Here is a 14,877-nt window from a genome sequence, read left to right on the forward strand (position 1 = left end):
CATTTTGCCATGACGAAATTGAGAGGATTTGCGGGACTAACCTTGTCACTGGTAGTGGCAGGATCGGTCTATGCTCAGGAGCCAACACCGATGCCCGAGCAGGCTCCCCCAGCCAACTTGCAGGCAGCTCCGACCAATACCCAACCCCGGGTACTGGGAGCTGAGCAACGTGCTCCGATGAACGATCAGCGGACGGCAATGGCGGAACGGAACCGTGCTTCTGAATCTTTGCGACCCATTGATGAGGAAGATATTATGTATAAAACGACGCTTTGGCGTCGCATGGACCTGCAGGAAACCCAGAATCAGCCTTTCTTTTCGACCAATAATGAGATTACTCGCTATTTGATCGATGGTATGAAAGCGGGTGTACTGAAGGCGTATAAAAATGATTCGCTGGTTACTGAACTAACCCCTGAACAATTCCAGACGAACCTTCGTATGGAAGGCACGGGTGCCGGGCTTTCGGATGAAGAAAAAGCGGCCGGATTTGGTGATCCAGCTCCCGCTGGCGATGATGGCTGGGGCGATAGTGCGAAGAAAAAAGATGCCAAGAAGCCTGCTGCTCCAGCAGCGGGTGGCGTAGATGACGGCTGGGGAGGTACTACGGGTGCTAAAAAAGATACCAGTGGTTTCGATCAGCCCTCATACGCTGATGATAATTCAGCTTACGAGTATTTTCCTACCGATATCACCGTACTGGAACTGAAAGAGGACTACGTATTTGATAAGCGTCGTTCACGCCAGTACTACGATATGAAGTCCATTACACTGATTATTCCCGCAGCTAAGACGTCTACAGGTCTGGATCGTGAAGTGGCTTCGTTCCGGTACAGAGATGTAGATCAATATTTCCGTAGTAATCCGAAGAAGTTTATCTGGTATAACAATCAGAATAATGCGAAACACCTCAATATGGCGGATGCCTTTGATTTGCGGTTGTTCTCTTCTCGGATTCTGAAGCAATCAAATTCCAAAAATGCCTACTTGTCTCAGATTTATGGAGGCGAAAAAGAAGGTCTGGTTAAGGCTCAGCAGTTGGAGTACAAACTCATGGAGTGGGAACACAACTTGTGGGAATACTAGGATAGAGTCAAACGCTTACGGAAAAGTCCGCTGGGAAACCGGCGGACTTTTTACGTTTAGAAGATACGGGGGCAAACCAGACGTTGGCGGTTATTGAACATCAGCCCAACGACAATCTCATGCGTTCCGCGAGATACCATTCGTACCGAAGACTGGGTGAAATCATATGAATAGCCAATGTTGAGTTTGTAGTTAACATTGAAGCCGAGTAAACCAACAATTGCATCCTGATGCCGATAGGAAAGCCCCATCCAGATTCGATCCTGATATGCAACCTTGGCGTTGATGTCGAAAGAAAGGGGCAGGGGTCGTACGGATTTAACCAGTACTGAAGGGAATATCGCCCAGTCTGGATCTACTTCGAAACGATAGCCAGCCGTCAGGAAATAATGGTTATACAGGCGTCCCAGCCATTCGTAATTAGCAGTTCCAGTTTGTCCATAATCCAGTTTTTTGAAAAAAAGCTGACTGGCAGAAAATCCAACGTAAAAATTAGGATCGTATAGAAGCACACCCGCATTTAGTTCGGGTACAAACGTGTTCAGCTTTCCCTGCTGAATGACGGGGTCATTCGGCTCAAGTACGTGAAGCAAATCAAAATCCAGCGTATGTTGCGTAAAACCCATACCGACGCCGGTGGCTACTTTTATCCGGTTCGTAATTGGTAAATGTAAAGCATAGCTCACTTGCAGCGTAGTACGTGAACTAGGTCCCGTTTCATCGCGAAGTAAGGTAACTCCCACGCCATGATGGGAAGGTGCGGCGGGCTGTGAAGGGAAAACACGACTTCGTTGATACGGGCGACCATAAGGATCGCGAACGGGCAACGTACTGGTGCGATCTGCCTTGTTAAGGGCCCCGTGAGCGGTCAAATAAAAGGTCTTAGGTGCTCCCTGCCAACCCGCCCACTGATTACGGTAACCCGCCTTAACGTCGATAAAATCCTCAAGCCCGCTAACGGCGGGATTCAACACCAGCGGATTTAGCATGTATTGACTATACTGAGCTCGTTGTTGAGCCTGGGCGACGGGCAGTGAAAGAACAAAACTAATTAGCAAGTAACGAATACGCATTCCATCCATTGGTGATTTCGTTTTTGAAAACGCCCAGATACAAAGATGAAGTACAAACCTTTCCAATAAATAAAATAGTAATACGGTATTTCGAAGTCAAAGTTTTAAGTCATTTCCCGGATGCCGATACATTTTTGCCATACGTCGATACACTTTTTGCTTTTGTACAATTGAAACATATGTTAAGATTTGATAGTCAAGGGTCTTTCTTGAAATAAGTCAAAAACCTTGATCTCCAAAGAAACCGCTTTCGTCGAATTTCCCTCTTGAGTTCGAATGTTTCATTCAATTTTGAATAATAGTATCTATACGAATCTCTAGCACCTGGTTACTCTTTCCAGTTCGTTACAACGCAAACCTATTTTCCCATTTGGGGGTCCACACGCATGAATCTGTTCTTCAAACGAGCCATGATTAAATATCTATTTTTCCTTTTTGCCATCCTTTCCTGCGGAACGGCCTTTGCTCAGTTTCCTGCTCCCCCAGGAGGCCAGCCGACGGCTATCCCAGGTACTGATACCGACGTAAATCCAAAGGGTAATTCCAGGGTTACGGGATTTGTGGTGGATTCAGCTTTAACAAAAGCCGTAGAATTTGCCAGCGTAGCCCTGTATAATAAAGCAACCAATAAACCCGTCGATGGTACGGTGGCCGATGATAAGGGAAAATTTACCCTGAATCGCGTAGCGGAAGGAAACTACAAACTGTTGATCACCTTCATTGGCTATACGACTAAAACGGTTGACAATGTAACTGTAAAAAAAGGAGAAGACCTGGATCTCGGCGTAATCAAGCTTTCAGGTTCCACCCGTACCCTTCAGGAAGTAACCGTAACTGGACAGCGGGAATTGATTGAAGAGAAAGTCGATCGCATGGTCTATAACGCAGAAAAAGATATTACGGCGAAAGGGGGCGATGCGGGCGACATCTTACGGAAAGTCCCCATGCTATCTGTGGATCTGGACGGAAACGTTCAATTGCGGGGAAGTTCAAACGTACGCGTACTGATCAACGGCAAACCTTCGACGATTGTCGCTCAAAGTGTAGCGGATGCACTTAAGCTGATTCCTTCCGAAATGATTAAGAGCGTTGAAGTCATCACGTCACCTTCGGCTAAATATGATGCGGAGGGTTCCGGTGGGATCATCAATATTATTACGAAGAAAAATACGCTTCAGGGACTTACCCTGAACATTGACTCGGGCGTGGGTAACCGCGGAGCTAATTTGGGCCTGAACGGAAACTACCGTCGGGGAAAACTTGGCTTTTCGCTCAATGGTTTTGGCCGGGCCAGCTATAACGTGAAGAATAAAAATGTCAACGATCAGACAAGTATCGTTGAAGGTATTGAAACGCTGACGAATCAGACGTCGACCGGGATGAACCAGAATTTATTCGGTCGCTACTCGCTGGGTATGGATTACGACATTTCCAAAACGGCTTCATTAAACGGAAACATTAGCTTCGGAACCCGAAACGGAAACAATACGCAGGATCTGGTAACCGGTCGCTACCGGGGTGGTGTAATGACGAGTACTGATGCCCGACATATTGATACCAAGGATTTTTCTAATACCGTAGATGCCAATATTGACTATACCAAGACCTTTAAGCCTCAGCAGGAACTGAGTATTTCGGGTCAGTTTAGCCGGAATAATCGTACGAATAATTACCTGGCTGAATTGATGAACGGTGAAGGAACCATTGGAAGCCGTCAGCGAAACGATAACGAAAGCTACAATCAGGAAACGACTATACAGGTCGATTACCAAACCCCGATCGGAAAAACCCAAATTGTGGAATTTGGAGGGAAGAGCATTTTCCGTCAGGTACAAAGTGATTACAAATACTTCGTTGCCCCTGGCGAAAATGGAGCTTTCATCACCGATACGACCCGGACGAATAACCAGCTGAATTACGATCAGAATGTAATGGCGGGTTATTTAACGTACCAGCTTTCCACCAAAAACAAATGGTACTTCAAGGCAGGTGCCCGGTACGAACGCACGTTTATCAATGCCGATTTCAAAGTAGGCTTCAGTTCACTGGATATTCCGGATTATAACAACCTGGTGCCCAGCTTTAACATTTCTAAATCGCTTGGTTCGGGTACACTGAAGTGGGGATACAACCTGCGTTTGCAACGGCCCGGTATTCAGTCCCTGAACCCGAACGTAAACATTGCCAATCCGGCTAACGTCAGTTTAGGGAATCCCTACCTGCGTCCGGAGTTGACCGACAATGTGGAAATGTCCTATAGTACTTCCATTAACAAAACGTACCTGAACTTTACGGGTTTCTACCGTCACACCGGTAATTCGATTGAGCAGGTACGTTCCAATGTGCGGGACATCAAACAAATCTTCGAAGGAACTGCGTACGGAACGGTGCTGAACTCAGTGCTTGAAGGTGTGGCTGCCGATGCCATTGTAACTACTTCGAGTAACATTGGAAAGCAGGAAGTCGTTGGAGTTAACGTATTCGGAAACGTTAGTATTACACCCAAGATTTCAGTCGGCGGTGGTACAGACATTATGTACTCGATGCTGAGCAACGGTAGCAATACTACGTTACGGGCGTCCAATTCAGGTTTCAACGTAAGTGGTCGCTTCAACCTCTCGATTAGCCTTAAAAATAGCTGGGCAGTACAGGGCTTTGGCTTTATTCGGGGTCGTCAGATTCAGCTACAGGGAACGCAGGGCGGAATGGCCTTCTACAATTTGGGTGTACGGAAAGAATTCAAGGATAAAAAGGCCAGTTTGGGTTTGGGATTGGAAAACTTCCTCAACTTCAATGGTTTCAAGGTACGCAACAGCTTCGATTCGCCGGCCTTTAGTCAACGGAGCGTGAATACGCTTTATAACACTGGGGTACGGGTGACGTTCAGCTACCGGATCGGTAAGATGAGCTTCGATCAGCCGCAACGCCGTCGGGGTAAGGGTGTAAACAACGACGATATCAAGAGCGGTGGCGAAGGAGAAGGTGGCGGTCAGCCCCAGAACCAACAGCCGCAAAATGGTACGCCGGGAGGTAATCGTCCGGGCGGAGGTCGTCCGGGTGGACAACGCAACTAATCCTGCTTTTCTCTAAACTAGTTAGCCCCTTTGCTCAGCGAAGGGGCTTTTTCTTAAGTCATAAAAAAATCCACCGCCAATCAGCGGTGGATTTTTTACCTACGGAATGGATTATAAATAGGTTGCAAGCGTACCGAGAATAATCGTTACGTGAACGAGCAGACTGGTTAAAAAGATTGGCAGAATAACCTTGGTCGATAATGCCGAAAGATTAGGAACAACGACGCCGAAAATGGAGGTTACGGCGACGAACAAATAAGCATCATTGAGCCCGAAATGACTGATCGTCCAGAGCAGTAGGGGCGTTAAAATACAGCCTTGGATACCAATGGTGGCTCCGGCCCAGAGCCAGTGGTTTTCAGCTTCCTGACCTTCGCAGAAAGCCATAAAACGGTTCCAGAGCGAAGAGCCAGCGGGTTGGCTGAGCGTAGCGGAAGAGTGCTGATATTGCGAGTTGATTTCTGTGCGTACCATAGTGATTATCAATTTGATACACCAAAATTACACACAGGTATCTCCGCCAGATATGACGAAAGTCAATTCGAAAAATGAGTTTCGAAAGCTTTAAGCTTTAGATTACTTGTTTTCGAGTCGATACGCCCTTCTACTTACGCTTTTGCCGTTTCAAAGTAGCTTCTGATTTTCTGAGCCTTGTCTTTTCCCATCACTTTTTCAATCTCTTCAAACGAAGCCTCCCGTACGGCTTTCATGGTTTTAAAATACTTGAGTAGTTTGGCGGCCGTTATCTTGCCAATTCCCTCGATTTCTTCCAGCTCACTGACCAAAAAGGCTTTGCTACGGCGATCGCGGTGATGGGTGATACCAAAGCGGTGAGCCTCATCCCGGAGTCGCTGAATGAGCTTGAGACTTTCGGAACGCTTGTCGATGTAAAGCGGGATTGGGTCTTCGGGGAAATAAATTTCTTCCAGCCGTTTGGCAATGCCTACAATGGGTACTTGGCCGTAAAGTTTAAGCTCTTTCAGGGCCTCGCACGCGGCCGATAATTGCCCCTTACCACCATCGACGATAATCAGATCCGGTAAGGACAAGCCCTCTTCCAGTAAACGGGCATAGCGACGACCTACCACTTCTTTCATCGTGGCAAAATCATTCGGCCCTTCTACCGTTTTGGGAATAAAGTGGCGGTAGTCTTTCTTGGAAGCTAACCCATCCATAAAACACACCATAGCCGATACCGGATTGGTACCCTGAATGTTGGAGTTATCGAAACATTCAATGTGCCGGGGTATGGTTTTGAGCTGTAAATCATTTTTCAGCGTCATCAGTACCCGCATCTTGGGATTGCCTGCGGTGTCTTCGGCTACCTTCCGATCAGACTTTTCTTTGCGGAAGAACAGCACATTTTTTAGCGAAACTTCCATGAGCTTTCGCTTATCGCCGATCTGAGGTACGGTGTTGGTCAGTCCTTTTAGTTCAAGCGATAAGGGCAGATTGGTAATGATTTCCTTCGCTTCCGAACCGTATTGCGTCCGTAATTCCCAGGCCCACATGGTCATAATGTCCTCGTCGGTTTCGTCGAGTTTCTTCTTGACTTCGAACGTATGCGTCTGACTGATGAAACCACTAACCACCCGCATGAAATTGAGGAAAGCCGTCGTCTCATCCGAAACGATGGTACAAACGTCTACGTTACCAATGTTGGGGTTTACGACTGTACTCCGACTCTGGAAGTTCTCAAATAGTTCCAGTTTTTCTTTCCACTCCTGAGCCTCCTCAAAGTCCAGTCGCTGGGCGGCATCGGTCATCTGTTCCTGAAGAAACTGCCGGGGAATCTGTAGATTACCCTTTAGAATCTGCTTGATCTGCTCAATTTTGCGATTGTAGGCCTCTTCCGTTTCCAGTCCCTCACAGGGACCTTTACAACGGCCAATGTGGTACTCCAGACAAACTTTAAACTTCCGATTGTCAATATTGGGCTGCGTAAGAGCATAGCTACAGGTACGAATGGGATACAACTGTCCGAACATTTCCAGCAAACTATGCATGGCCTTCACGTTGGCGTAGGGTCCGAAGAACGTGCCCAGCTTACGATCCACCCGCCGCATGGTAATCACACGCGGAAAACGTTCGTTGGTAATACAGATGAAGGGATACATTTTATCATCCCGCAACAGAATATTGAAGCGGGGCTGATACTGCTTAATCAGGGAGTTTTCGAGCAGCAGGGCGTCGAATTCCGTAGGAACAATCGTAAACTCAATCTTGCGGATATATGAAACCAGCCGTTTGGTTTTCCGGTCGTGATCACGGGAATTCTGGAAATAACTGCTTACCCGGTTCCGCAAATCTTTGGCTTTACCCACGTAGATCACGGTTCCTTCCTCATCGAAATAGCGATATACACCCGGCTGGTGCGGGATTCTCGTTAATTCCTGTTTATAATCAAATGCCATAATGCTTCATTTTTTTTGAGTCACATACCAGTGAATGGCCCAGAAACTCGCTTCCCGCAATCGTTCATACGCCGTATGCAAAGCCGTGGGTAAATCAACGGGTCCGGTTAAGATGGACGTTGCATAACTAAGGCCAAGTTTCCGTAATTCCGTGGGTGGAGCGGCCAGCGTTCCACACAAAGCGAGTACGGGAATCTTTCGGGGTTTGGCCTTCTCGCAAAGCCGCCCGATGAGTTTACCCTGGAGACTTTGGGTATCCAGTTTTCCCTCGCCAGTAAGGATTAGCTCAGCCTTTTGTAACAGTAAATCCAGGCCCACAAGTTCCATCACCAGTTCCGCACCGGGACGTAAGTGGGCTCCGCAAAAAGTCATCAATCCAAAGCCCAGACCACCCGCGGCACCCGCTCCCGGCTTCTTTTCTAAAGAACTTATGCCAACGTTGGTACGGGAAACTACCCCGGCAAGATGCTGCAAGCCGGCATCCAGATTTTCAACTTCCTGGGGACTGGCTCCCTTTTGCGGACTGTATACGAAGGCCGCTCCTTCGGGACCAAAAAGTGCAGCTGTAACGTCTGAAGCTACAACAATTTCCACGCCTGTATACGCGGGCTGTTCGGGTGGGTGAATGCTATGGATACCGGATAAGGAAGCTCCCACGGGTGGCAGTGTCCGACCCTCGGAATCGCAAAAGTTCCAGCCCAGGGCCTGAGCCATACCGATGCCGCCATCGGTGGTAGCCGAGCCGCCAATGCCCAGTACCAGCTTTTTGATACCCGAAGCCATGGCGGCCTGCATTAGCTCACCAGTACCGTAAGTGGTGGTCTGGCTAGCCTGATACTCCTCGGGTTGTAGTAAGGCTAGTCCAGACGCCGTAGCCATTTCAATGAAAGCCGTCGTTCCATCACCCGATTTCCCCCAGCGGGCCGTAATCGGTCGCATGAGCGGATCATGGCAGCTTACTTCATGGTACGTTCCCTGCGTAGCTTCGACCAGGGTTTCCAGAAAGCCTTCCCCGCCATCCGAGAGTGGAAGAGCTACGATCTGGGCTTCAGGATACGCTTCCTTAATGCCTTCCGTCATCGCCTGACAGACTTCAGTAGCCGTTAAAGAACCGCGAAACTTATCAGGGGCGAGTAAAATGTTCATACGCTGTGGAATGAAATACGTAAGCAGAGGTTCATCTACGAAGGTACGGGCCCCGGTAGCGGTTTCCGGCATTTCTAAAGGATGACCTCTGATTTTTTATGTCTTATTGAGCGGCGAATGGTAAATTGCCGTTTCTAACCTTTCTCCCCCAATTACGCATGAAGTACTGGATTTTCGGATGTTTGCTGGTGTTCCTTATGGGCTGTCAACGCTCGGAACGGAAGCCGGCGTACGTTGCTCCCGAAAATCCCGTATTTGTTCATCTTTCTACCGCGGCTACGGGGCTTGATTTTCGGGATCAACTTCCCCGGCTGGATAGCTTGTATCTGAATTTTCCCGCTGATTCGGCCCGTCAGGAAAACTTCCTGCGTCTGGCCGAACGCCTGTTGGGAGCGGGTGGCGTAGGAGCCGGAGATTTGAATAATGATGGCTTGCCCGATCTTTTCTTTACTTCCAGCAACGGTGAAAATCGCCTGTATCTCAACCGAGGTGGCTGGCGGTTTGAAGACGTAACCAAAGCAGCAGGGCTTGGCGGTAATGGGCAGTGGAGTGCGGGCGTATCGCTGGCGGATGTGAACGCCGACGGCTGGCTTGACTTGTACGTCTGTCATTTTGGAGCGAATGCCCGGAACGAATTGTTCATCCATTCTGGAACGTTGAACGAGCAGGGGGTCCCCATTTTTACGGAACAGGCTCAGCAGCTAGGCTTACAAAACGAACGGCAGGCCGTACAGGCCGTTTTCTTCGATTATGATCTGGATGGTGATCTCGATTGTCTGGTCGCGAATAATTTTCAGGCGAGTCCGGATCTACGAAGGAATGGCGGAATGGCCCGGATCGACTGTATCAGAACGAAAAAGGCGTTTTCATAGACGTTTCCGAGAAAGCTGGGTTTCGCTCCGCACGCTTCAGTACGGGCATCGCCGTCGCTGATTTCAACGGGGATCAGTGGCCGGATGTCGCTCTTTCGCGGGATTTTCCCGAAAACGACGTTGTGTATATTAACCAGCAGAAAGGAGCATTTGCGGAAACGTATCCCTTTGCTCACACGCCTGAGCGAAGTCTGGGGCTAGCCGCCGCCGATCTGGATAACGATGCCTATACCGATCTCTTTACCGCGTCCGTACTCTCGGATGATGCCATCCGTCGCCGTACGCAGGCACGATTTGGCAATAATCAGCAGGTTTTGCCGACGGTAGGTCACAATACGCTGCAACGCAATGAAGGGCAATTTTCCGAACGGGCCTGGCTGGCAGGCGTGGCGGCTACCGATGTCAGTCATAGTGGGTTGATTCTGGATTTGGATACGGATGGCTGGAAAGATCTCTTCGTACCGAACGGCCTGATGCGGGATACGCGTAATCTGGATTTTCTCGAAAAACTTTCCAAAGCAGGCGGTCGGCTTTCTCTGAAAACACTGCTTCGGATGATGCCTTCTGTAACGCAGTCGAGTTTCGCTTTCCTGAATCAGAAGGACTTTGCTTTCGAAAATCAGGCCGTTCGACTGGGTTTGGGTGAACCCAGTTTCTCAAACGGAGCCGCTTACGCCGATTTAGATAACGACGGTGATCTGGATTTGATCATTAATCAGATGGGCAAACCCGCTAGTCTGTACCGCAACGATTTCGACGAAGCACAAAAAATACAGTCGCTGAAAATCAAGTTTAAAGGCCCTGCGGGTAATCCATTTGGATACGGAGCCGAAATCCGGGTATTTACGGGTGAGTTACAGCAAAAAATCATTTTACAACCCAATCAGGGATACCAGTCGAGTCAGGAGCCTATTTTGCAGGTGGGATTAGGCTCGGCCCAACAGGCCGATTCCATCGTAGTCTATTGGCCAGGTTTTAAAATGCAGGTACTACGGGCCGTAACGGCGAATCAGACGCTGGTTATGGATGCCAGTGAAGCTCGGGATAGAGTGGGCTCAACCATGCTGAAAACGAACCGGGTGCTAACGGACGTTACTGGGGAACTCTTCCCGAAGGAAGTCCGCCATCAGGAAGACTCCTTTGATGATCTGCTGAGCCAGCCGTACCTGCCCCGTACCTTGTCAAAAGAAGGTCCTAAACTAGCCCAGGGCGATGTGAATGGAGACGGACTCGTTGACGTTTTTTTAACGGGTGTGCAGGGACAGACTGGACAATTACTTTTGCAAACCCCAAAGGGTACGTTTCTTCCTAGTAATCAGCCCGCTTTTCTGGAAAATCAGTACCGGGAAGAAGTAGCGGCCCTCTTTCTTGACGTGGAAGGCGACAAGGATCTGGATTTGGTGGTAGCCTCGGGTGGCAACCAGTCTGCCGATAGTTCCTGGGTTCGATTGTACCTGAATGATGGAAAAGGAAACTTTACCCTGGCTACTGACCAGATGCCCACGGTATCACTGAATGCTTCATGTCTGGCCGCAGCGGATTTTGATAAAGATGGCGATCTGGACCTGTTCGTTGGTGCCCGGAGTGTACCCGGATCGTACGGCGTCACGCCCAAAAGTTATCTGTTCCGGAATGAAAAAGGGGTGTTTAAAGAAGATACACCCGAAGTACTCAGCCGAATTGGACTGGTAACGGATGCCACCTGGCAGGATTTGGATTCGGATGGAATGCCCGATCTGTTGGTTGTAGGCGAGTGGATGCCGATCACGATTTTTTATAATCGAAGTGGCAAGTTTACGTATTCCCATAACCAGACCATTCCAAACTCGGAAGGCTGGTGGACGGCTCTGCAAAAGGCCGATCTGGACGGCGATGGGGATATGGATTTTGTGGTGGGGAACTGGGGGCTGAATTCGGAATACAAAGCGTCTCACGACCGACCCTTATACCTGCAAATCAACGATTTTGACCGTAATAATAGCATCGATGCCTTACTGACATTGGCTGAAAGGGATGGCGAACAATACCCGCTGGATACGAAAGATGAATGGAAACAACAGCTACCCGGTTGGAATTCGCCCTTTCCTTCGAATAGTGGATTTGCCGAAAAGTCTTTCCATCAGCTCATTACTAATGCCCAACGGCGAGGTACGCTGGAGAAAAAAGCGGTCGAATTCCGCTCGTCGGTGCTTATCAATGAAGGGCGAGGTAATTTCACCTTACGACCACTGCCGCCGGTGGCTCAACAAAGTCCCGTATTTACCATTGCCATTCACGATTTTACTAAAGACGGCAAACCTGATATTCTGCTGGGTGGAAATCTTTGGGGGATGCCTCCTTCCAAAGGCCGCCTGGACGCAAGTCGAGGAACCCTACTGGTCCAAGAATCTTCCCTGATTTTCAGGGAACATCACGCGGGTAAAAGCTTTTTCAACGGACAGGTCCGCGGCTTTACTCTGGTACGTGTACAGCAGAAGTACCGTTTGTTCGTCGGACGAAACAAGGGGAAACTACAGGCTTTTGCCTTTTAATCGAGAACTTTTACTTTAAACTCAGGGCATTAGTCGATAAAAAGTACTAGGTAAGTCGCAAAACGTGGAGGGCTTATTTGAAAAAGTATATAAAAAGTTGGCTTTTATTTTGAAATGGAAAGTTAACTGGATAAAATTGTAGGATTTTTGAACAAAACCTACTGATATATTTAGGGTCTACCCCAAACGACACCTGCGAACAAACAAAAGAAGCGGCTCTTTCAGGGCCGCTTCTTTTGTTTTACTGATTTCTTACAGAAGTTCGCCATCCGCAGGCCGCTTTTCGTTAGGGATCACAATGGTCGAATCGCCGTACGAACGGTCACCGAAAGGATTGTCACAAACTTTGTCATTCGCGGGCTTCTTGAACGGAATTTTCTGAAGACCAATCGAACGATCGGCATACACGCGGTTCATGTACTTGGCCCAGGCGGGCAAAGCCATTCGACCCCCCTGGCCTAAAGCACCCGTCCGGAAGTGAATGGAGCGTTCGTCGCCGCCTACCCATACGCCCGTCACTAGTCCCTGCGTTACGCCCATGAACCAACCATCGGAGTAGTTTGACGTAGTACCCGTCTTTCCACCAATCTGATTATTCTGGCCACAAGGCTCCCGATTGAGGCGGGCGGAAGTACCACCGGGCTCCTGCGTGGCTCCCTGAAGCATGTATACCATTCGCCAGGCCGTTTCGGGGCTCAGGGCGTCGTGCGTAGTAGCTTCAAACTTTCGCAGTACGTTGCCGTAGCGGTCTTCAATTCGCAAAACCGTCTGGGGTTCATCCCAGGCTACGCCACCATTCACGAACGTTGAATAGGCGTTCACCATTTCGAATAGGTTCACGTCGGATGTACCTAAACAAATGGTTACATCCTTCGGAACCGGTGATTTTACACCGAGTCGATGGGCGTATTCAATAATCGTTTCGGCTCCGAATTTCTTCATTAACTGAACCGAAATCGTGTTGACCGACTTCGCAATAGCTTGTCGCAGGGTCATACTGCGGCCTGAAGCACCCCCGTCGTAGTTTTTAGGACACCAGTTACCAATACAGGTGGCAACGTCTTCCACCATATCGCAGGGGGTATATCCTTTGTCGATAGCCGTAGCGTATACGAAAGGTTTAAACGAAGAACCCGGCTGGCGACGCGATTGCTTCACGTGATCGAACTTGAAGTACTTAAAGTTGATACCGCCTACCCAGGCTTTTACATGACCCGTATTCGGATCCTCCGACATCATTCCGATGTGCATAAACCGCTTGTAGTACCGAATGGAATCCAGGGGGGTCATGGTCGTGTCGCGTTCGCCGCGGTACGAGAAAATTCGCATCCGAACGGGCGTATTCAACCCTTTCCAGATTTTTTCCTTGTCGTCGCCGAAGCTCTGTTTCAGGGTACGGTAGCGTTCCGTACGGGGAGCAATACGATTCTCGATAAAGCCTTTCAACTCGCGTCCGCCTTCATCTACCCAGGGGTTACGACCTTTCCAGTGAGCGTTGAAGAGCCGCTGTTGTTCCTGAATGTGTTCCATACAGGCATCTTCCGCGTGGCGTTGCATCCGCGAATCAATTGTAACGTGAATTTTGAGTCCGCTCGTGTACAGATCTAATGGATCATCACTGGAACGCTGCCGGTTGAGTTCTTCAATTTCCTGTAACAGTCGATCCCGCATGACCGCAATGAAGTACGGAGCCTGATTGCTGTTATGGTTGAGGGATTTTAACCGCAAGGCAATAGGATCGGCCTGATAACCTTCGTACTGCGACTGGCTTAGAAAGTTGTAATGCACCATTTGTTGCATTACAATATTGCGACGGGTTTTGGAAGCCTCCGGGTGCATCCGCGGATTAAAGCGATCCGGGTTCTGGCACATCCCTACCAGTACAGCAGCTTCTTCTACCGATAACTGTGAGGGTTCTTTACTGAAATAGTGCAGGGAAGCCGTACGAATTCCGTAAGCATTGTCACTAAACTCCACCGTATTGAGGTACATCTGCATGATTTCCTGCTTCGTGTACCGGCGTTCCAGCTGAATGGCCGTAATCCATTCCTTCGTTTTAATAATCAAAAGCTTGACCAGCGGTACATCGCCCAAAATCCCTTTGTAGCGTTCACTACGGGCTTCAAACAGGTTTTTCACCAACTGTTGCGTCAGCGTACTACCGCCTCCGGCTTTCCCCATACCGGCTACCGATCGACCAATTCCTCGCGGATCAATCCCCGAGTGCTTAACAAAACGAACGTCCTCCGTAGCAATAAGGGCATTAATAACATTGGGAGAAATGTCCTGTAATTCGACCGGACTACGGTTTTCCAGAAAGTAACTACCCAGCACAACACCGTCAGACGATATAATTTCTGAAGCCAGTTCATTACGCGGGTTGTCCAACTGCTTCAGGCTGGGCATACCGCCGAACAGATTGAACAAGTTGAAGTACACGGCCAGGATATACAAAAAGAAGGATCCCAAAGCAAAAAGCGTAAACCGCCAGACCTGACGGATCATTTGCTTATAAGGACCCGGAAGCAACTTAAACATAGCAATGAGAAAGGTGTATAATTACAAAGGTGCAAAGGAACCAGCGGAAGACCAAGGATGTCTTGCAAGGTTCAACGCTGGGTAGAGGCTCACTCGTATACATTGCCGGGTATTAAAGAAGCCTTTTGGGCGTCTTTCGGCCA

The 14,877-nt window shown here is 48.9% G+C and carries 9 protein-coding genes; 4 read left to right on the top strand and 5 right to left on the bottom strand.

Annotated features, from left to right (window positions below):
* The first annotated feature begins 9 nt into the window (after positions 1-9).
* Entirely contained in the window at positions 10-1,086 is a 1,077-nt protein-coding gene (gldN, locus tag BWI93_RS24505) for a gliding motility protein GldN (protein WP_158242689.1), read from the top strand.
* A gap of 56 nt (positions 1,087-1,142) precedes the next feature.
* Here gldN and BWI93_RS24510 read toward each other — a convergent pair whose 3' ends face one another.
* Complete coding sequence (locus BWI93_RS24510) at positions 1,143-2,159, bottom strand: type IX secretion system membrane protein PorP/SprF (RefSeq protein ID WP_176454326.1); 1,017 nt, start codon at positions 2,157-2,159, stop codon at positions 1,143-1,145.
* Positions 2,160-2,545: 386 nt separating this feature from the next.
* On the opposite strand from BWI93_RS24510, the gene BWI93_RS24520 reads away from it, so the two are divergent.
* Positions 2,546-5,233 (top strand): TonB-dependent receptor, encoded by a 2,688-nt coding sequence (locus tag BWI93_RS24520; RefSeq protein ID WP_233207757.1) that lies wholly within the window; start codon positions 2,546-2,548, stop codon positions 5,231-5,233.
* 111 nt (positions 5,234-5,344) lie between these two features.
* Here BWI93_RS24520 and BWI93_RS24525 read toward each other — a convergent pair whose 3' ends face one another.
* The 3 genes from BWI93_RS24525 to BWI93_RS24535 all read right to left on the bottom strand — a co-directional run bounded on the left by BWI93_RS24525 (position 5,345) and on the right by BWI93_RS24535 (position 8,865).
* The gene (locus tag BWI93_RS24525) at positions 5,345-5,707 is read right to left on the bottom strand and encodes a hypothetical protein (RefSeq protein WP_094816302.1); all 363 of its coding nucleotides are present in this window, start codon (positions 5,705-5,707) and stop codon (positions 5,345-5,347) included.
* Between the two features lie 134 nt (positions 5,708-5,841).
* Positions 5,842-7,650, bottom strand: a complete 1,809-nt coding sequence (gene uvrC, locus BWI93_RS24530; protein ID WP_094816303.1) for an excinuclease ABC subunit UvrC — start codon at positions 7,648-7,650, stop codon at positions 5,842-5,844.
* Positions 7,651-7,653: 3 nt separating this feature from the next.
* On the bottom strand, positions 7,654-8,865 hold the full coding sequence (locus BWI93_RS24535; protein ID WP_255158053.1) for a glycerate kinase: 1,212 nt from the start codon (positions 8,863-8,865) through the stop codon (positions 7,654-7,656).
* Positions 8,866-8,951: 86 nt separating this feature from the next.
* Here BWI93_RS24535 and BWI93_RS24540 point away from each other — a divergent pair, with 86 nt between their 5' ends.
* Both BWI93_RS24540 and BWI93_RS28375 read left to right on the top strand, forming a co-directional pair.
* The gene (locus BWI93_RS24540) at positions 8,952-9,665 is read left to right on the top strand and encodes a VCBS repeat-containing protein (RefSeq protein WP_094816304.1); all 714 of its coding nucleotides are present in this window, start codon (positions 8,952-8,954) and stop codon (positions 9,663-9,665) included.
* A gap of 47 nt (positions 9,666-9,712) precedes the next feature.
* Positions 9,713-12,196 carry a VCBS repeat-containing protein gene (locus BWI93_RS28375; protein WP_255158057.1) on the top strand — a complete coding sequence of 828 codons (2,484 nt, stop codon included), beginning with the start codon at positions 9,713-9,715 and terminating at the stop codon, positions 12,194-12,196.
* 252 nt (positions 12,197-12,448) lie between these two features.
* Here BWI93_RS28375 and BWI93_RS24550 read toward each other — a convergent pair whose 3' ends face one another.
* Positions 12,449-14,734, bottom strand: coding sequence for a penicillin-binding protein 1A (locus BWI93_RS24550; protein ID WP_094816306.1), 2,286 nt, complete (start codon positions 14,732-14,734; stop codon positions 12,449-12,451).
* Positions 14,735-14,877: the final 143 nt, after the last annotated feature.

The organism is Siphonobacter sp. BAB-5385 (assembly GCF_002261125.1).
Taxonomy (GTDB): domain Bacteria; phylum Bacteroidota; class Bacteroidia; order Cytophagales; family Spirosomataceae; genus Siphonobacter.